The sequence below is a fragment of the Vibrio sp. JPW-9-11-11 genome, assembly GCF_013369335.1.
Lineage (GTDB): Bacteria > Pseudomonadota > Gammaproteobacteria > Enterobacterales > Vibrionaceae > Vibrio.
The window spans coordinates 633,330-652,792 of the sequence record NZ_SZQJ01000004.1 but is presented as its reverse complement, the minus strand read 5'-3'; the positions used below and the strand labels follow the sequence as shown (position 1 = coordinate 652,792).

Here is a 19,463-nt window from a genome sequence, read left to right as displayed (position 1 = left end):
AAGCCTTTTCAATATATTAGATGACAACATTAAGAGTTGCGCAGTGCACTAATGCGTTTATCGAGTGGCGGGTGACTCATTAATAGTTCGGTCATCGAACGCTTGCCGTTAATACCAAACGCCATCATCGAACCTTCAAGCTGCGATTCATGGCTCATTTTCAAGCGCTCTAACGCCGCGATCATTTTATGTTTGCCCACTAAATGTGCCGCACCGGCATCGGCATGAAACTCGCGATGACGGCTGTACCACATCGTAATAAAGCTGGCTAAAAACCCAAACACTAACTCCAGTACCATGCTGACACCGAAGTAAACCATCATGCTGCTGCCACCTTCCTCTTCATTATCATTTGATGCCACAATGTTGGCGATAAAGCGTGATAAGAAGATAACAAAAGTGTTCACCACACCTTGCATCAAGGTCATAGTGACCATGTCACCATTGGCAATGTGACTTACCTCATGGGCAAGAACCGCCTCTGCTTCGTCACGAGTCATGTTATGCAGCAACCCAGTCGAAACTGCCACCAATGAATCATCACGCTTGGCCCCTGTGGCAAACGCGTTGATATCTGCCGAGTCATAAATGGCCACTGTTGGCATACCAATACCGACTTGTTCAGATTGACGACGCACCGTTTCAAGCAACCAATGTTCCGTTTCGTTGCGTGGTGTTTCAATCACCATGCCCCCGACGGAACGTAGTGCCATGCCCTTTGACATCATCAAAGAGATAAAAGAGCCGCCAAAACCAAATAAAGCAGCCATTACAAGTAGCCCAGACAAACTCCCAGGCTGCATCCCAGTTACAGAATAAACAATATTTAGGACAACGCTAAGCACCAGCACAACCGCAAGGTTAGTTGCCAAAAATAACATGACTCGCTTCATTTACTTTTCTCCAGATACGCAAGCATCTTACTCTCTAGGCAAAAGCGCCTAGATTTTTTTGTTAGTGTATAGATATAGTCTATTCTGTTTATTTACAAGGTTAAGAAGTAAATTGAAACATTTGTTTTCCAGTTTGTTCAATAACATGCAAACTCTTGCGTCCACTGGTTTTCGATAGTTTGTGCTCAAAGTGGACACGATATCGAGGCGGGTTAGACTTTGGTCGTATTGTGGGTCGAGTCAAAGCTGCTAAATTTAGCTTAGATTGAAAATTCCAAGGAATAAGGAACAAAATCATGGTTGAAACTAACGACTATCAAATGGCTATTGATCTGTTGTGTTGTCATCTAGGTATTTCTGAGGACGAAGCGAAGCAGCAGCTTGGTATTTCTGCCGAAGATAAAACTCAACAACGTATACTTGAAACCCAGCACGCGCTGATGGGGCTAAATCAAGACAGATAACAACAAATGTATAAAGAAGGGCTGCCATACGGCAGCCCTTCTTGTCTGTTTTTAACTTTACTCGCTAAGAAGCGGTTCGACATTAATGTACTTGGCCAAATCTTTTCGCTTCACGCTCGGTACATAAGGAATTTCGCCAATTTTTGGCGCATCAATCTTTTGCTCTAACATGGCAATGATGTCCGCATAATGCTCGGTTCCTGGGTTGATTCGATTAGCAACCCAACCTATCACTTCCAGACCATCCGCTTTAATAGCGTCCAAGGTCAGGAGCGCATGACTCAAGCAGCCCAATTTAATACCGACCACCAGTACTACGGGCAACTTTTCTTGCTGCACCCAGCTTGATAGGCAGTCTGTATCTGACACAGGGACTCGCCACCCCCCAGCCCCTTCAACCAAAACGATATCCGAGCTTCGTTTGTGCTGGTCGAGTTTGTCGCTTAGCAAAGCGTAATCAATAGTTACGCTTTCATGTTTAGCGGCAATGTGAGGTGAGGCGGGCAACTCTAACGCGTAAGGATTAACGCTGTCGTAGTCAACGTCAACCGTCGCCGCTTTTTGCAAATAAAGCGCATCCGAGTTGCGAAAGCCTAACTCCGTTTTATCACTACCTGCGGCCACCGGCTTATAACCAATGGTGCGCAAGCCTTGTTGTGCGAGCGCATTGAGAATCGCTTTCGACGCAACTGTTTTTCCAACATCGGTATCCGTACCCGCAATAAAAAATGCATCAATCATAGATGAATAACCCCTAAACAAACCTGATATGTTGCAGGTAGAAGACCTTGATGGTTACGATAGGTCTGATATTCTCGTTCAACACCAAGCAAAACACGACGACTGGTTAGGCCTTGCGAGCGCCCATTGACATGGGTGGCACCAATACCTTTTAAGTCACGCATCAGAGCAAATGCTGACGCATACCAAACCGTAATAGCCGGTAAGTCTAGTTGATGGGTATCACACTCAGATTGCGCTAACGCAATTTTTATCTGATTGAGTGAAGTAAACTGGTTGACGTGTTGATATGCATCAATTTTTCTCCATGCCTGTTTGAGCTCATATAGCGACCCATCTAATAGCGTAGACACATAGGCTTCTCCGCCCTCTTTGACAACTCTTCGAACTTCTTTGAGCGGGTTGGAAAAATCCGCACACCACTGCAAAGCGAGACTCGAGAACACATAATCGACGCTGTCATTACGCAAAGGCAATGCCTCGGCATCGCCCTGAACATAACACACAGCGTTGTCACCGCAGCGCTCTTTAGCCACCGACAACATCTCGGATGACAAGTCGAAGCTGATGACCTCGGCCCCTCTAAGCAATAGAGCTTCGGAGAAGTAACCGGTACCACAACCTAAGTCGAGAACCACTTTCCCGCTTAGGTCTTGTGGCATTTTGCTCAAAAGACGCTCGCCAACTTCACGCTGAAACGCCGCATGATTGTCATAAGTTCGCGCGGCGCGTCCAAACGCGTCAGCAATAGGTTGTTTGTCACTGTTAGGTGTAGGCAGTGTTAACGCATCTTGCATCACTGGAACTCCTGACTCAAACGTTTAAGCTGACTTGCTAACAATTCGATATCTTGCTTAGTATGCGACGCCGTCAAGGTTAGTCTAAGGCGAGCACTTCCCGGTGCCACAGTCGGTGGTCTAATCGCACTAGCCCAGATACCTTGCTGCTTTAATTGATGCGAGTATCTGTCAGCCACACGGCTTTCTCCAAGCACAAAAGGCTTGATAGCAGTACTGGTATGACGATATCCCATACAATCACGTAAAAGGTGGTCATAGTAATTAGACAGTTCAGCGAGCTTTTCACGACGCCAATCTTGCTGCTGAATCATTTCAGCTGCTGTTTGCAAGGCAAAAGCTTGCGCCGGAGGCAGTGCAGTTGAATAAACATGATGGCGGGCAAACTGAGTGAGATAATCCCCCATCTGTTGGCTGCACATAATAGCGGCACCCGACAAACCAAAGCCTTTGCCAAACGTTACAATCAGTATGTCGGGCAGAATGCCCGCGTGTGTACAGCTACCTGAGCCGTTTGCGCCTAAAACACCGATACCGTGCGCGTCATCGACAACCAAGCAAGAATCTGGCTGAACCAAGGATGCGATATCAGCCAAAGGAGAAACATCCCCATCCATGCTAAACACACCCTCAGTCACTACCATACTGCGTGGTTTGAGCAGCTTCGCAAGATGCCTAACATCGTTATGATGAAAGCGCTTCATGGTTGCAGAGGACAGCAACCCCGCCTCCATTAAAGAGGCATGGTTCAGTTTATCTTGGAGCAGAAGATCCTCTTGCTCAAGCAGAGTAAATAATAAAGCTTGATTGGCAGAGAAACCTGAGCCAAACAAGATCGCGCGATCAAAGCCAAGCCACTCACACAAGGTGTGTTCTAACCCGTAATGTGCTGAGCTAAAACCAGTGACTAGTGGTGACGCACCACTGCCATTCCCATACTTATCCAGCCCTTGCTGCCAAGCTTTAGTGAGTTGCTTGTCCGTTGCTAAACCAAGGTAGTCATTACTCGAAAAATTGAGATATTGACGGTTTGCGCAGCGCAACAGACGAGCATTACCACCTTCGACAACCTGTAACGTACGTTGCAAACCTTGCTGTTTTCTTGTGGAGAGAGCTCGCTCGATTCGATGACTAAACGCTGGCATCGTAGAACAGGTCATCCTTGCTCGGTCTCGACGCAACGCGTTCCACCACTCGATCTAGTAATTCGTTTTCTTCTATCTGATCCGGTTTTTGCGAGACTTCGTCACGATTAATGCCAAGCTTATTAAACAGTTGAAGATCTTTATCTTCTGACGGGTTAGGTGTGGTGAGTAATTTGCAACCGTAAAACACAGAGTTAGCGCCAGCCATAAAGCATAGCGCCTGCATTTGCTCATTCATGTTTTCGCGGCCAGCAGACAAACGCACCGCCGATTGTGGCATCATGATCCGCGCTATCGCAATTAAGCGAATAAAATCAAACGGCTCAACGTCGTCTACTTGCTCTAGTGGGGTGCCCTTTACTTTTACCAACATGTTAATTGGCACGCTTTCCGGATGGGTAGGAAGATTAGCAAGTTCGACCAATAATCCCGCTCTGTCGTTGGCACTTTCGCCCATGCCAATAATGCCGCCCGAACAAATTTTCATTCCAGCATCACGAACATGGGATAGCGTATCCAATCGATCTTGGTAGGTGCGAGTGGTAATAATATTGCCGTAAAACTCTGGCGACGTATCCAAATTGTGATTGTAGTAATCCAGCCCGGCATCTGATAATTGCTGCGCTTGATCAGGCGTTAGCATACCCAAGGTCATACAGGTTTCGAGTCCCATTCCCTTCACGCCTTTAATCATCTGGGTAAGGTGCGGCATATCACGGGCTTTCGGATTTTTCCAAGCAGCCCCCATACAAAAACGCGTCGAGCCCGCGCTCTTGGCTTTCTGCGCAGCGTCTAACACTCGCTCTACTTCCATCAAACGTTCTTTTTCGATATCTGTCGTGTAGCGAGCACTCTGCGGACAGTACTTACAGTCTTCGGGACAAGCGCCGGTTTTTATTGACAGCAAAGTACTGACTTGGACGTGGTTGGGTTGTTGATACTGTCGATGAATCTGTTGAGCTTCAAACAACAAATCCATAAACGGCTTTTCCATTAGCGATCGAACTTGCTCGACGGTCCAGTTATGACGAACTTCCACCTGCTTTCCTTTAATTATTGTTAGTTTGCTTGGCTAGTCTACCGACACACGATAGACTGTCAACAACCCAAAAAGACCAAGGTTTACATTTGATTGCTTATTGGACAGTAATTTTTAGGATTTATTTATGGATCTCGTCTTTGATCGCCGTCATATCTGGCATCCTTATACATCGACACTCACACCTCTGACCTGCTACCCAATCTCTTCAGCAAACGGGGTTTACCTTCAGTTGGAAAACGGCAAAGAGCTTGTTGATGGTATGTCTTCTTGGTGGTCAGCCATTCACGGCTATAACCATCCTCATCTAAATGCCGCAGCGCACCAACAAATCGATAAAATGTCCCACGTGATGTTTGGCGGAATCACTCATGAACCTGCGATCAATCTAAGTAAAAAGTTACTCTCTCTGGCACCAGATAATCTGCAACATGTCTTTCTGGCAGACTCCGGCTCGGTCGCGGTAGAAGTAAGTTTAAAGATGGCCCTGCAATATTGGCATGCGAAAGGTGAATCTCGCTCTAAGTTTCTTACCCTGAGGGATGGCTACCATGGTGACACTTTTGCGGCTATGTCAGTCACAGACCCCGACAACTCGATGCACTCTCTGTACAAAGGCTTTCTTCCTGAGCACATCTTTGCCACCTCACCGAAAACGGGTTTCTGGCAACAGTGGAATCAATCAGACCTCGATGATTTTAGGGCCAAGCTGACCAAGCACCATACTGAGATAGCAGCAGTGATCCTCGAACCGATCGTTCAAGGCGCGGGCGGTATGCGTATCTACCATCCTCAGTTTTTAGCCGGAGTCAGAACGCTGTGTGACGAGTTTGGCGTGTTGTTGATCTTAGATGAAATCGCGACCGGCTTCGGCCGCACAGGTAAAATGTTTGCTTGTGAGCATGCGGGTATAGAGCCCGACATCCTATGTGTGGGCAAAGCATTAACCGGTGGTTACATGACTCTCTCTGCTACGCTCGCCTCATCAAATGTCGCCGATACCGTTTGCGGAGGCGAAGCTGGCTGTTTTATGCACGGCCCGACCTTTATGGGTAACCCGCTGGCTTGCGCCGTGGCAAACGCAAGTATGGAACTGTTAGAACGTAATGAATGGCAGCAACAGACAAAACAAATTGAGCAACTCTTCTCAGAGCGGCTCCCTGAACTAAAGCAGCACGAGTTAGTTGCCGACGTACGCTGGCTCGGCGCCATTGGCGTCGTCGAGACTAAGCGACCAGTCAATATGGAAACGATTCAAGCTCACTTTGTTGAGCAGGGAGTATGGATTCGACCTTTTGGTAAGCTAATTTATATGATGCCGCCGTTTATAAGCCAGCCGGAACATATTGAAACGCTAATTACCGCAATTAAGTCTGCGTTGGAAAGTGAAGAATGCTTTTTGGCTAGAGAATAGCGTATATTTCTAGTTCCCAGATAAGTCTAGGAACTAGAAACTCAGTTTGAGCGGGTGATTATTCTTGGTCAATCATCCAACGGCGGAACGCTTTGCGTTCTTCTTTAGAAGACTTTAAGTACCAAGCTTTGAGTTGATCTAGGTTTTGAGGCGCTTGCTCTTCCACTCGAGTACTTACTTTCTTCGTGTTCGTTTCCAATACTTTTGAAGGACTTGAGGCAGCAGAGGTGACCGAAGCTACAGAAACCGCTTGTTGCACTGTTAGTGGATCCGCGGGTTTATCAACTAACTTGCCATTACTAAAATAAATTCCTTGCTTTGCATTATGCTCCGCAACACGCTTTTGAAGCCCAGAAAAAGGCAAAAATCCTGACTTTCCTTTGATGTGAGACTGTTGATAGTCAACAAGATTTCCATCAACTTCAACAAACCACTCAGGGGTATTGTTTTTAAATGCTTTTTTTGCTTCATTCATACTTCTAGCAATCGGGTGATCGATCACTACTTCATCACCTCTAACATCAAATGAAATTGCAAAGGGCTTTGAGGTAAACACGTCACTGCTCGAACCTTTAGACATATCTTTGTTCATTCGCAGAACCACTTGGTTAAAACCTTGCTCTATTTGGTTTTCTCCAATTTTACTCTGAGATGCCTGCCCGTTGATGTACAGAATATCCACCCCGCGCTTTGGCGTTAAAGTGGCCGCACTAACAGAGCCAATGACTAGGCTACTTAACATAGTAATGATAAGGCAATACTTCATTTTCACTTCCCAATTAACCAAAAGACTGTAATTTAAACACTAAAAAAGACAAAAGCCACCCTTGGGTGGCTTTTTAAAATTTAAGCTTGTTCTAACAAAAAATTAGAATGAAGCTTCAACACCAATTGCTAGACCAGTGTTATCTTCAACACCTTCTTGGTCAAGACCACCAACTTCAGCGTATAGCTTAGTGTTAGGCGCTACAGCGTAAGTAGTGTTAACGAACCAACGGTCAGCTTCTTTAGCTTTTTGGTCGTGGTCGCCTTTAGAGTAACCTGCCGCAAAACCTACTTTGCCCATTGTGTAATCAGCAGCAAAAGCAAAGATGTTGTTGTCTGAGTTATCAGCATCAGCGTCTACTGCGTAGTAAGCAACAGATAGACCAACATTCTCGATACCGCCGTATACAACTTCTAGAGCGTATGCAGTGTCGTCTTTCTTAGCTGTTTCGTCTTCTGCGTTGTACTGAGCAACAAAAGCAGACACGTCAAAGTCAGCAAAACGGTAACCAGCACGTGCGTCTAGGTAAGTATCTTGCGTATCACGCTGCTTAGATTCTACTTTTAGATCAGTTCCGTCAAGAACTAGACCTTGAGTAAGTTTGTTTTGAACGTAACCTACAGTTGCGTAGAACGTACCGTTGTCGTAGTCGTAACGAACTGCCTCGTCAGAACACTCATCAGTCGCAGCGTCTAGAAGAGTAGAAATACCGAATGCTTCATCTGAACCGATACCTAGGTCATCAGCAGCAGTACATAGACGGCCGAACTTAATAGAACCCGCAGTATTGTGGTAAGCTGCAACGTAAGTATCGCCGTTACGAGTGATTTCTGAGTTAGTGCTCTCAGAACCATTGAATTCCCAGTAAGCGCCTACAGTCCAATCTGTATTTACCATGTAACGGATGTCAAAGCCGAAGTCAGCATCTTCGATGCGCTGTTGCATTTGGCTGCTGCCATCAACGTCGTTGCGGTATACAACTTCGATATCACCTTTAAGGTTAACTGTTACGCCTTCTTCGTTGTAAAGTTCGATAGCTGCGTTAGCAAAAGGTGCTGCTGTTGCTGCTGAAGCTACTAAAAGAGCTACTAGAGTCTTTTTCATAATAATCCACTGCCTTTTCTATAGATTGGGAAATCCTTATCCGGTTCCCTTGTTTTTTGATGATGACTCTTACTTCTTGTGAGTAAGATGGCATCGCCACTAAATTCGGGGTCTAGATTGCAAAAGATTATCCTGCGTGTCAAATCTTATAAAAAACCAGACTAAAAAAACATAAAAACCAACAAAAACAAAGAGTTACACATTTACATGCGCAAAATACGACCAGGTTCATAAGTTTTTCAGTCTTATTCAACCAAATGCGCTTGAGTTCAGATCTAGAATAATAACCTAAAATTCTAATCTAAAATAAATCAACACAGAACAAACAACTGGATGTTAAGCGTATGTGGCGTGATATATTTTTTATATTTAGAATTAATTGTAAGTCTCTGAAGGTTCAGTTTTTTTTTGTGAACAAGATCCACATTTTGGAATTAAGGATTCTAATTCGTGAACTAAGTAGTGTTTATCAAACTGTGCTATGATGCCGCCCCCATCAGTTAGGTCACGATATGATTACCAGTAAAGCCCAACAAGCTATTCGCACTAGCTATAAAAATCTTCAGTTTCAACTTGACCACTTTGTCCCACGTAGAGCACAAAACTATCTCGTTGCTGAAATAGCAAAAACACTCTGTGGTGAATACCATAAAACTACACGTATGATTGTGGCGGAGGCGGGCACGGGCATTGGTAAATCGCTCTCCTATCTGATGGCGACGATTCCTGTGGCTGTTTTCAATCGCCGCAAAGTGGTTATTTCAACCGCTACCGTCGCTCTACAAGAGCAGTTAATTAATAAAGATCTCCCGCTTTATCGACGCCTGACTGACTTTGAATTTTCGTTTTTGCTGGCAAAAGGAAGACAGAGATATTGCTGCGCCGAAAAACTCGCGTCGGCCAGTGGTGTTGATGGCGGCCAATTGGCAATGTTTGAGAACAAGCCCAAACGCAAAGAAGTCGAGCAACTCGAAACTATGTACCGCGCACTGGCACAAGGAAAATGGGATGGTGATCGCGATGCGTGGCCAAAACCGATTAAAGACGAACTATGGCAGATGATCGTGAGCGATAAGCATAGCTGTAACAACAGTATGCCTGTTCACAGAGACTGTCCTTTTCAGAAAGCCCGTGCAGAGCTCGACAAAGTAGATGTGATTATCGCCAATCATAGCTTAGTGATGGCTGATGCCGATCTAGGCGGTGGTGTGATTTTGCCAGAACCAGAAAACACTCTCTATATCTTCGACGAAGCCCATCATCTTCCACACGTAGCTCGTGATCACTCTTCAGCGGCCGCGAGCCTTAAAGGGGCAGCATCATGGCTTGAACGACTCAACCAGTCAGTGAGCAAGTTCGCTAATCTAGCCGACGAAAAGCGCGTAGCCCAATTTCGCAATGAGTTACAAGACTCCGTTCAACAATTACTTCCCTCTTTAGCTCAGCTTGCCAATCGGTTTGATCCTGCTCACTTTGTCGACAATATTTACCGATTTGAAAATGGTGAACTGCCCACGTGGTTGGAAGAAGAAGCGAAAGACCTCAAAAAGTTGTCACAAAAAGGCGCACAAGCCGTGACGAAAATCACCGACCTAATCGCTGAAAGAGTCAAAGAGGGTGAGTTATCTAACAAACTTGCTGAACCCGCCCTAGCTGAACTCGGGTTCTATATTCAGAGGATGGATAATCTTGCTCAAGTTTGGCGGTTAATGGCTGAGCCAACGCGCGAAAAAGGCGCCCCGTTAGCCCGCTGGCTGGAAGTCAGCCCTGAGCGAGAAGGTGATTTCATTGTTAACGTCTCTCCCTTAGAAGTGGGCTGGCAGCTTGACCAACAAGTTTGGAGTCGTTGCGTTGGCGCGGTGCTTACCTCCGCGACGCTTCGAGCGCTCAACTCATTCAGTTTTTTCTGTCGTCAGGCGGGGATCAGCGAAAAAGCGCAGGATGGCGTGCGGTTTTTGGCCCTTGCCTCACCTTTTGATTATACAAATCAGGCAGAACTGCGCATTCCACACACGCCGTGTGAACCACAAGCACCACAGTTTACCGACTACTTAATAGAGGCACTGCCAGAGCTCATAGAGAAACAAAAAGCGAACCTGGTGCTGTTCTCTTCTTATTGGCAGATGAATCAAGTCGCCGATGCGTTATCGACTCAGTTTGTAAAAAAAGGTTGGGCGCTACAAGTTCAAGGGCAAGAATCTCGCTCAGAAATACTAAAAAAACATAAAGCGTTAGTACAATGTCAAAAAACCAGTGTACTGTTTGGTACGGGTAGCTTTTCTGAAGGATTAGACTTACCCGGCGAGTTACTGGAAAACTTGATTATTACTAAGATACCTTTCGCCGTCCCTACCTCTCCGGTAGAACAAGCTCATGCAGAGTACATCGAACGCCGTGGTGGCAATCCCTTTATGCAAATCAGTGTCCCAGAGGCGAGTAAAAAGTTAATTCAGTCTGTCGGTCGTTTGCTGCGAAAAGAGCGGGATTCTGGTACAGTCATTATTCTCGATCGCCGTTTAGTCACTAAACGCTATGGCAGTGCATTACTCGACTCACTCCCGCCTTTTAAACGCGTGATTGAATAATACTCCGAACAACAAGAAGAATTATCTATGGAATTACTCGAGCCAACCGTGTTGATTGTGTTGGCATTAGTCGCTTTTGCTGCGGGTTTTATCGATGCTGTTGCAGGCGGTGGCGGAATGTTAACAGTCCCGGCTCTACTGTCCTTGGGGTTGCCTCCGCACATCGCGCTTGGCACTAATAAACTCGCCGCCACATTCGCCTCATCGACCGCAGCTTTCACTTACTATCGCAAGCGGTTGTTCAAACCAGAATGCTGGGGAAGAACCTTTTTTGCGACCTTGGTGGGGGCGATTCTGGGCACTTTGGTCGTCGACTGGATCAGCACAGAGTGGTTGGAGAAGATCTTGCCGCTGATTATTCTGGCCGCAGCCATCTACACCATATGGCATAAAACACCAGCAACATCAGACAGCGCGATCCCCGAACCTTGTCCTACCTTAAACAAGAAACAATACTTACAAGGCCTTTCTCTTGGGTTTTATGATGGTGTTGCAGGACCGGGAACTGGCGCATTTTGGACGGTCAGCTCGATGGCGCTGTATCGACTCAATATTTTGTTGGCTTCAGGCCTAGCCAAGGCGATGAACTTTACCAGCAACTTTACCTCTTTGATCACGTTTGCCGTGCTAGGACATATTGATTGGGTGTTAGGTTTAACAATGGGCGTTTGCCTAATGGCTGGTGCCTTTGTCGGTGCCCATTCGGCCATTCGGTTTGGCGCCAAGTTTATCCGTCCGGTTTTTGTTACCGTAGTGAGCGTTTTAGCGATAAAACTCGCTTATGATGCTTGGTTTGTTCCACTTTGATTGAGTAGCTGCAATGAGTAAGATTCGTCAATTACAAGCCACATTAGAGCAGCTTGCAGTGCAAGCCGCCGCCATTGATCGACAACGGGGTGAACATCACCTACCGCTATTTGACGAACGTCTGTTTCACTCGAAGTCTAAACTCCTTGTTCCGTGTGTTAAAGAAACTCAAGCGACGTTAAAGACCTTAGTTCGGGAGGAAGAAGCGAGCAAGCTGACCCCTATGCGAGCGGAGTACTTGACAGAACGGTTATTGGCGCAAGTTTCCGCTATCCAACGTGAACTCGCGACCACTAATATTCGTAAGCACGAGCCGAAACACAAAAGCTATTTTCAAAAGCCAATCAATGAGCTCTATCAACACTTATCTCAGCATCAGGAGTGGGAGAGAAGATTAATGGAGATGGTCAGAGATAAAGAGCTCGCATTGCAATACGCCCCCCCTTTTCAACAACAGGCCGCTCAGCAAGCGTTGTTAGCAACCGAGCAACGCCTAAAACGTTGCCAAGAGGCAAAACTGAAAATAGAAAAGCAGATCACATATAGAGAGAGACATCAGTCATGACTGCGCCAACCCATGGACTTGAAACTGCGCCCGATGAAATTAAGCTCGCCGTTGACCTGATCTACTTGCTTGAAAGCAACCACGTCGACCCAAAGACTGCTTTGGCAGCGCTTGAAATCGTCAAAGCGGATTTAATTAATAAGCTCGACAATAATCATGAATAAAGCAAAGGCTTCGACAGCGCGAAGCCTTTCTGAACATCACTTTCACCGCTAAAGCTTTACACCTTAAACTGATTCACTAGCTGCTGCTGCCGTTGTGACAAGCCACCAATTTGCGTGCTGACACTTTCTGATTCTTCAGCCTGTGACAAGATCTGAGCACTCAGATCGCGGATATTGCTGACACTCTGGTTGACCTCTGCCGATACCGATTGCTGCTCTTCGGCCGCGCGAACAATCTGCGAGTTCATATCATTGATGGATGCGATGGCTTCAAAAATATGCGTCAGTTCAGCTGCCGCATTTTGCACATGGTCCGCGGAATCATTGGCCAAATCGTTGCCATCTTGAATCGCTTGCACGACATCGCGCGTACCCGTTTGGACACTTTCAATAACTTGGCGTATTTCGCCGACTGAATCTTGGGTTCGACTGGCAAGGTTTCGCACCTCATCTGCGACGACTGCGAACCCACGCCCTTGATCTCCTGCGCGAGCCGCTTCAATGGCAGCATTGAGAGCGAGTAGATTCGTCTGCTCAGAGATCCCCTCAATGACGGTTAAGATCTCAGTAATATTGGCATTATTGCTCGCCAGTTCCTCAACGACAGGGACCGCAGCCGTCATCCTTTCGACCAAGCGAGCCATTTCCGCTTGTGATTGCTCAATCACCTTCTGCCCGCTTCCTGCGGCTTCATTTGCTTGTTCGGCTGCATTGACCGCCGTTTCTGCATTTTGCACCACTAAGCTTGCCGTTTGCGTCATCTCTTCTGCCGCGGTAGCAACTAAGTCGACCTCTTTAAACTGGGAATCGCTACTCGCACGCGTTTGCTGCGCGGCAACACTTGACTGCTGTGAGGTAGTGCCAATTTGCAACGTGGTGTCGACCACATCACTAATAATCGACTGCAACTTATCTAAGAATTGATTAAAGCCACGCGCAAGTTGACCGATTTCGTCTTGTGATGCGACCTCTAAGCGCTGAGTCAAATCCCCCTCTCCCGAGGCAATATCTTCAAGCCGAGCCACAACCGCACGAATTGGTTTCACAAGACGCGCTGCCGTTATCGCAATGGTAGCCAAACCGAGAATAACCAAAACCATTCCGGCAACGAGTTCTTTACTGATACTTGACTCCACCTGCTGGCTAATCGTCTCGTCTAAGGCCACAGCATCTGCCAACACACTTTCGCGCGGCATATCAAACAGCACACCCCAGGTTTGGTTGGCAATCATGATGGGAGCAAACACCCGCAGCCACTCGCCATCCTCGCTCCATCGGGTATCGACTTGCTGGCCAAACAGCAGATCCGTCAACTGAGCATTGGTCAGAGTATCACTGACATAAGGTTGTCCAATCCGTTGTTCACTGTTATCTGTCGCAATCAAGGTGCCATCCAAACTCACTAGGTTGACGTTACCACTGCCAGAGAACAGCTCCTTGTCAGACTGAGAAACCACTCCAGATAACCCATCAAGACGCAGATCAATACCAAAAAAGCCTATTGCGACTTCATCAACTAATAACGGAACAGAAATAGAGGCGGTAAGGAACTGACCATTGTCATGGCTGACTAATCGAGGTGTAGTAATACAAGTTCCGCCAGAGGACAAAGGGCAGAAGAAACGTTCGCTGTTTGCATCATTTGTTAAAGCCGCTTCGGACAGCACATTCGCCACGACGTTTTCACCGTTTTCAGCTACCGTCCAATAAGGTGCAAAACGACCGATATCGTTGGAGCCCACATACTCAGCATCGATATAGTTGCTGTCTTCCGCGTCGAGTAAATCAGGTTTGAACACCAAGTAGGCGCCCTGAATCGTATCAAAATCGAGCACCGCACGTCGCACCATCTCATCAAGGCCAGTACGCAAGGTTTCACTGTCGCCGAAATTTTCTTCACTCAGCGTCTTTTGGAACATCGCGCTCGATGCCAACATTTCTGCTCGGTATAGAGCTTCACTCAAGTATTCAGAGACTTCCGTCGCATTTAACAGTGCTCTGGTTTCAACAATCTGTTCAGACTTATCACTGACAGACTGAGCACTCTGGGCTTTAATTTGTTGCTGATTGGTGACCGCATTAAAGACTGAAAAACCGATCAAAGAGAGAGACGTAACTAGCAGGCAGAATCCGGCTAGCAAGGTGATTTTCCATTGCACTGATAAGGTTCGCATACTACATCCTTTTAGCAAACTCGATTTTGACTGTTAGGCTAATACCAAACAGCATAAATGTCTGGTCATTCTTGCTGTTTGGTATAAACCTTAATAACACAGTGAATTACATCATAATTCGCCGATTTATCAATCGAAAGTTTCAATTATGTTAACACTCACTGACAGGGTGACTAGGTTTCACGTCAGCGTTTATTTGATGTTAGTATGACGACAACAAAAAAACGAACTGTCAGTAAAAAGGAATCCAGATGAAAGTCATCTCTTTCAATATCAATGGTCTGCGTGCTCGCCTTCATCAACTACAAGCGGTTATCGATAAGCACCAACCGGATGTGATTGGCCTTCAAGAAATCAAGGTTCACGATGAGGCTTTTCCTACAGAGTCCGTCGAAGCGATGGGCTACAAAGTCTATTTTCACGGTCAAAAAGCGCACTATGGAGTGGCTATGCTGTGTAAGAAAACGCCTCTGTCAGTACAAAAGGGTTTTCCCACTGATAGCGAAGAGCATCAGAAACGCATGATTATGGTGACGCTTGAGGATGACAACGGAGAGAAAGTCACTGTATTGAATGGTTACTTCCCACAGGGTGATAACATCGCTCACGAAACTAAATACCCTTACAAACGTCAGTTTTACAAAGACTTAATGACTTATCTTAATCAACATCATACCAATGAAGAACAACTGATCGTCATGGGAGACATCAATATCAGTCCACTCGATAGTGATATTGGCATTGGAGAACCCAACCGTAAGCGCTGGTTGAAAACAGGCAAATGTTCATTTCAACCAGAAGAACGTGAATGGTTGAAGACATTATTAGACTGGGGATTTGTTGATACATTCCGCCAGATCCATCCCGACGTTAACGATCGTTTTTCATGGTTCGATTACCGCTCAAGAGGGTTCGATGACAATCGTGGCCTGCGTATCGATGTGGTTTTAGCAACGCCAAAGCTGGCTGAGAAGTGTGTTGAGTCCGATGTCGATTACGAACTGCGCGGTATTGAAAAGCCATCTGACCACGCACCGATTTGGTCAACCTTTAAGTGATAGATTAAGCCAAGTGCAAAAAGGCCAGCATAATTGCTGGCCTTTTTCGTACAAATAACCGTTCCGACGATTAATTAGATCGCGATGAAATCGGCTTTGTAGTCTGGATTAACGTCAGCGTCGTAGTCGACCCCTTCAACACCGAAACCAAACAGTTTCAAGAACTCTTCTTTGTACTCAACATAATCGGTGAGCTCTTTTAGGTTGTCGGTAGTAATTTGTGGCCATAGTTCACGACAATGCTGCTGAATGTCGTCACGCAATTCCCAGTCATCTAGGCGTAGGCGGTTTTTCTCGTCTACTTCAGGTTCGCTACCATCTTCTTTATATAGACGTTGGCTGAACATGCGGAAGATTTGCTCCATACAACCTTCGTGGACACCTTCTTCACGCATCTTCTTAAACACCATGGCGATGTACAGTGGCATAACTGGAATCGCAGAGCTAGCTTGAGTCACAACCGACTTAAGAACCGCAACATTTGCACTGCCGCCAGTTGCCGATAATTGCTCGTTAAGAGCGCTCGCGGCGCGGTCTAGATCCATTTTTGCTTTACCTAGTGCACCATCCCAGTAGATTGGCCAAGTCAACTCAGTACCAATGTAGCTGTAGGCGACTGTCTTACAACCGTCAGCCAGAACGCCCGCTTCAGATAGCGCCTTGATCCAAAGTTCCCAATCTTCACCGCCCATTACGGTCACAGTGTCTTTGATCTCTTCATCTGTAGCTGGCTCAACGCTCGCTTCGATGATCACATCTTTGTTGGTATCAACGGCTGTTGATGTGTAAGTTTCACCAATCGGTTTCAGAGCAGAGCGCACTAGCTCGCCCGTTTCTGGCATTTTACGTACTGGAGAGGCGAGCGAGTAAACCACCATATCAATCTGACCTAAGTCTTGCTTAATCAGGTCGATGGTTTTTTGTTTCGCTTCGTTCGAGAAGGCGTCACCGTTTAGGCTTTTCGCGTACAGCCCCTCTTCTCGTGCCAGCTTTTCGAACGCGACTGAGTTATAAAAGCCTGCCGTGCCTGGCTTTTTCTCCGTGCCTTCTTTTTCAAAAAACACGCCGATAGTTGAAGCGCCGCCACCAAATGCTGCCGCGATACGAGAAGATAGACCGTAGCCACTGGATGCGCCAACCACCAACACGCGCTTAGGTGCGTTTTTGATTGGACCTTGCGCTTTTGTGTATGCGATTTGTTCTTTTACGTTAGCTTCACAACCCACTGGGTGCGTTGTGGTACAGATAAATCCACGAATTCTAGGTTTGATGATCATATTCAACTTCCTTTAAAAAACCCCGCTAGGATAAAAGGTTCGCCCTCAGTTCGCATCTAATTTCTGTCAAAATGACTCTAAAATGTAAGTGGTTGGAGCACTTTCAGCCAATAGCTAGAGCTAAGGCAAAAATAAAGGCACCCGATTAGGTGCCTTAGAATGGAAACAGCGATGAGTTACGCGGCGCTATTGAGCTTCGCCTTGCGCTTTTTTTTATCACCATGGGTGCGTACTTCGCTAAAGTCATGACTAAAGTGGTCGACCTGAATCGCTTTGTAACGCAATTTGTCTGCTGCCAAGATTTTATCGACTTCCTCCTGAGTTAACACATCGGCCTCTAACGCCTGTGCCAAGCGGTCAGCTAACAGCCCCTTACGGGCGACCTTACCCTCTTTAGCTGCGCGCATCAGTTTACGCTCTAGACTCTTGATATCGTACATAGCTAGGAACGCGTTCTCCATTAAGCCAACGCTGTCGTCTTCCCCTTTACCAATAAAGCATAAGTTGGTCAGGCGATCACGGTGTGCTCCTGGCGTCATTAAGCTGTCGGCCAACTTAACCGTCAGATCATCACTTGGTTTCGCGTAATGGTTACCCAACGGGAAGATAATCACTTTCAACAAACGACCCACGGCTTTTTGCGGATAGTTGCTAAAGGCTTGTTCAAGCGATTGTGCCGCATGGTACAAGCAGTGCTGGACAGCATAGTGTACATAGTCAAGATCTTGCTGTTGGCGACCCTCATCTTCGTATTTTTTCAGTGCGGCAGAGCTCATGTAAAGATAAGCCAACACATCTCCCAAACGTGCCGAAATCATCTCTTTGCGTTTGAGGTCCCCCCCCAGAGTCGCCATCGCAATATCCGCACTTACCGCGAGTGCTCGGCTCAAACGAGTCATCTCTTTATAGTAGTGTTGCGTGGGGCCACTCATATCCGCTTTGATAAAGCGCGAGCCAGTCAGCGCCGCACCAAACGCACCAAAGGTGTTGCCCATCGCGTGTTTAATGTGTTTAAACAGCAAATCGTCGAAATCTTTTGCACCTTGCTTGTCATCTGGATTCGCCGCTGCTTCCATCTCTTTGAGTACGTAAGGGTGACAACGCGTCGCACCTTGGCCGAAGATCATTAGATTACGTGTCAGGATGTTGGCCCCTTCTACGGTGATCGCCACTGGAATCCCCAGATAAGGCGCCGCTAAGTAGTTCATCGGACCGTCTTGAATGGCGCGACCAGAATGGATATCCATTGAGTCATTGAGAATAGATCGAGCGATTTCTGTCATGTGGTATTTCGCAATAGCGGTGACGATGCCCGGTTTCTCTTTTAAATCCAACGACGTCGTCGTTAGTGTGCGCGTTGCCTCAAGCAAGTACGTCATACCGCCTATCCGGCCCAACGCTTCCGCAACACCTTCGAACTTACCGATCGACATGCCAAACTGCTTACGTACATAAGCGTATGCCCCAGTCGTACGAGCCGTTAGGTGACCCATGGCTGTACCCAGCGCAGGCAGTGAAATACCGCGCCCCGCCGATAAACATTCCACCAGCATGCGCCAACCTTTACCCGCGTAGTCTTGACCACCAATCAACCATTCCATAGGAATGAACACATCTTGCCCGCGGGTTGGGCCATTCATAAACGCCAAGCCAAGCGGATCGTGGCGTTCGCCAATCTCAACGCCTTTATGATCAGCAGGAATAAGCGCACAAGTGATACCAATGTCTTTTTTATCGCCCATCAGACCCTCAGGGTCATACATCTTGAATGCCAAACCCAAGACCGTGGCAACCGGGGCAAGCGTGATGTAGCGCTTGTTCCAGTTGAGGCGCACCCCCAAGACTTCCTTGCCTTCGTGTTCGCCATAACAGACGATACCTTCATCAGGGATCCCGCCAGCATCAGAACCCGCCTCTGGGCCTGTGAGCGCAAAACACGGAATATCGGTACCATTGGCCAAACGCGGCAACCAGTAATCTTTCTGCTCTTGCGTACCATAGTGAGACAAGAGTTCACCCGGACCAAGTGAGTTAGGCACCATCACAGAAACTGCGGTACTGATACTGCGAGTAGCAATCTTAGTGACAATCGTGGAGTTAGCTAACGCTGAGAACTCGCGGCCACCATATGCTTTAGAAATGATCAGAGAGAAGAAACGCTCCTTACGCAGAAAATCCCACACTTCTTTTGGCAAGTCGCGATCTTGTTTAACAATCTTATGATCGTCGAGCATATCGAGCAGAGTGTTCAACTCGTTATCGATAAAAGATTGCTCTTCTGCACTTAGTGACGGCGTAGGGTATTGGTGTAATTTAGTGAAATCAGGCTTACCAGAGAACAGTTCCCCATCCCACCAAACACTACCCGCTTCCATCGCCTCTTTCTCTGTGCTTGAAAGTGGCGGGAGTACTTTTTTAAACAGTTTGAAAGCTGGGTCACTGACCCATTTTCTTCTTAGAGAGCCCATAA

General features: G+C 46.8%; 17 protein-coding genes. 7 read left to right on the top strand and 10 right to left on the bottom strand.

Annotated features, from left to right (window positions below; all coding sequences use genetic code 11):
• Positions 1-29: 29 nt before the first annotated feature.
• Positions 30-893: a protease HtpX gene (gene htpX / locus FCU94_RS05495; RefSeq protein WP_176287518.1), complete on the bottom strand. Its 864-nt coding sequence runs from the start codon at positions 891-893 to the stop codon at positions 30-32.
• A 296-nt stretch (positions 894-1,189) separates the two neighbouring features.
• Between htpX and FCU94_RS05490 the strand changes: the two genes are divergently transcribed.
• On the top strand, positions 1,190-1,357 hold the full coding sequence (locus FCU94_RS05490) for a hypothetical protein (protein WP_176287517.1): 168 nt from the start codon (positions 1,190-1,192) through the stop codon (positions 1,355-1,357).
• A 57-nt stretch (positions 1,358-1,414) separates the two neighbouring features.
• Here FCU94_RS05490 and bioD read toward each other — a convergent pair whose 3' ends face one another.
• Genes bioD through bioB form a run of 4 tightly spaced genes read right to left on the bottom strand, consistent with a single transcriptional unit; the run spans position 1,415 to position 5,079 of the window.
• Positions 1,415-2,098 carry a dethiobiotin synthase gene (bioD, locus tag FCU94_RS05485; protein WP_176287516.1) on the bottom strand — a complete coding sequence of 228 codons (684 nt, stop codon included), beginning with the start codon at positions 2,096-2,098 and terminating at the stop codon, positions 1,415-1,417.
• Positions 2,095-2,895 (bottom strand): malonyl-ACP O-methyltransferase BioC, encoded by an 801-nt coding sequence (gene bioC, locus FCU94_RS05480; RefSeq protein ID WP_176287515.1) that lies wholly within the window; start codon positions 2,893-2,895, stop codon positions 2,095-2,097. Before bioC ends, bioD begins: the two co-directional genes overlap by 4 nt.
• Positions 2,895-4,055 carry an 8-amino-7-oxononanoate synthase gene (locus FCU94_RS05475; protein ID WP_255199227.1) on the bottom strand — a complete coding sequence of 387 codons (1,161 nt, stop codon included), beginning with the start codon at positions 4,053-4,055 and terminating at the stop codon, positions 2,895-2,897. Before FCU94_RS05475 ends, bioC begins: the two co-directional genes overlap by 1 nt.
• Positions 4,027-5,079, bottom strand: coding sequence for a biotin synthase BioB (gene bioB, locus FCU94_RS05470; protein ID WP_176287514.1), 1,053 nt, complete (start codon positions 5,077-5,079; stop codon positions 4,027-4,029). The genes FCU94_RS05475 and bioB overlap by 29 nt, the downstream gene beginning before the upstream one ends.
• A gap of 127 nt (positions 5,080-5,206) precedes the next feature.
• On the opposite strand from bioB, the gene bioA reads away from it, so the two are divergent.
• Positions 5,207-6,493, top strand: a complete 1,287-nt coding sequence (gene bioA, locus FCU94_RS05465) for an adenosylmethionine--8-amino-7-oxononanoate transaminase (protein ID WP_176287513.1) — start codon at positions 5,207-5,209, stop codon at positions 6,491-6,493.
• A 58-nt stretch (positions 6,494-6,551) separates the two neighbouring features.
• On the opposite strand, the gene FCU94_RS05460 is transcribed toward bioA, so the two are convergent.
• Positions 6,552-7,259 carry a YccT family protein gene (locus FCU94_RS05460; protein WP_176287619.1) on the bottom strand — a complete coding sequence of 236 codons (708 nt, stop codon included), beginning with the start codon at positions 7,257-7,259 and terminating at the stop codon, positions 6,552-6,554.
• A gap of 102 nt (positions 7,260-7,361) precedes the next feature.
• Positions 7,362-8,363: a porin gene (locus FCU94_RS05455; protein WP_176287512.1), complete on the bottom strand. Its 1,002-nt coding sequence runs from the start codon at positions 8,361-8,363 to the stop codon at positions 7,362-7,364.
• 512 nt (positions 8,364-8,875) lie between these two features.
• Here FCU94_RS05455 and dinG point away from each other — a divergent pair.
• Genes dinG through rsmS form a run of 4 tightly spaced genes read left to right on the top strand, consistent with a single transcriptional unit; the run spans position 8,876 to position 12,484 of the window.
• Positions 8,876-10,948 carry an ATP-dependent DNA helicase DinG gene (gene dinG / locus FCU94_RS05450; RefSeq protein ID WP_176287511.1) on the top strand — a complete coding sequence of 691 codons (2,073 nt, stop codon included), beginning with the start codon at positions 8,876-8,878 and terminating at the stop codon, positions 10,946-10,948.
• Positions 10,949-10,975: 27 nt separating this feature from the next.
• Positions 10,976-11,755, top strand: a complete 780-nt coding sequence (locus tag FCU94_RS05445; protein WP_176287510.1) for a sulfite exporter TauE/SafE family protein — start codon at positions 10,976-10,978, stop codon at positions 11,753-11,755.
• A gap of 13 nt (positions 11,756-11,768) precedes the next feature.
• Positions 11,769-12,320 carry a primosomal replication protein gene (locus tag FCU94_RS05440; protein ID WP_176287509.1) on the top strand — a complete coding sequence of 184 codons (552 nt, stop codon included), beginning with the start codon at positions 11,769-11,771 and terminating at the stop codon, positions 12,318-12,320.
• Complete coding sequence (gene rsmS / locus FCU94_RS05435) at positions 12,317-12,484, top strand: pleiotropic regulatory protein RsmS (protein WP_176287508.1); 168 nt, start codon at positions 12,317-12,319, stop codon at positions 12,482-12,484. The genes FCU94_RS05440 and rsmS overlap by 4 nt, the downstream gene beginning before the upstream one ends.
• Before the next feature lie 56 nt (positions 12,485-12,540).
• Here rsmS and FCU94_RS05430 read toward each other — a convergent pair whose 3' ends face one another.
• Complete coding sequence (locus FCU94_RS05430; RefSeq protein ID WP_176287507.1) at positions 12,541-14,658, bottom strand: methyl-accepting chemotaxis protein; 2,118 nt, start codon at positions 14,656-14,658, stop codon at positions 12,541-12,543.
• A 251-nt stretch (positions 14,659-14,909) separates the two neighbouring features.
• Here FCU94_RS05430 and xthA point away from each other — a divergent pair, with 251 nt between their 5' ends.
• Complete coding sequence (xthA, locus tag FCU94_RS05425) at positions 14,910-15,716, top strand: exodeoxyribonuclease III (protein WP_176287506.1); 807 nt, start codon at positions 14,910-14,912, stop codon at positions 15,714-15,716.
• Positions 15,717-15,790: 74 nt separating this feature from the next.
• Here the strand turns inward: xthA and fabV are convergent, their stop codons facing one another.
• Together fabV and FCU94_RS05415 are read right to left on the bottom strand one after the other, a co-directional pair.
• The gene (gene fabV / locus FCU94_RS05420; RefSeq protein WP_176287505.1) at positions 15,791-16,993 is read right to left on the bottom strand and encodes an enoyl-ACP reductase FabV; all 1,203 of its coding nucleotides are present in this window, start codon (positions 16,991-16,993) and stop codon (positions 15,791-15,793) included.
• 176 nt (positions 16,994-17,169) lie between these two features.
• A complete protein-coding gene (locus FCU94_RS05415) occupies positions 17,170-19,461 on the bottom strand; it encodes an acyl-CoA dehydrogenase (protein WP_176287504.1) in 2,292 nt (763 codons plus the stop codon).
• Positions 19,462-19,463: the final 2 nt, after the last annotated feature.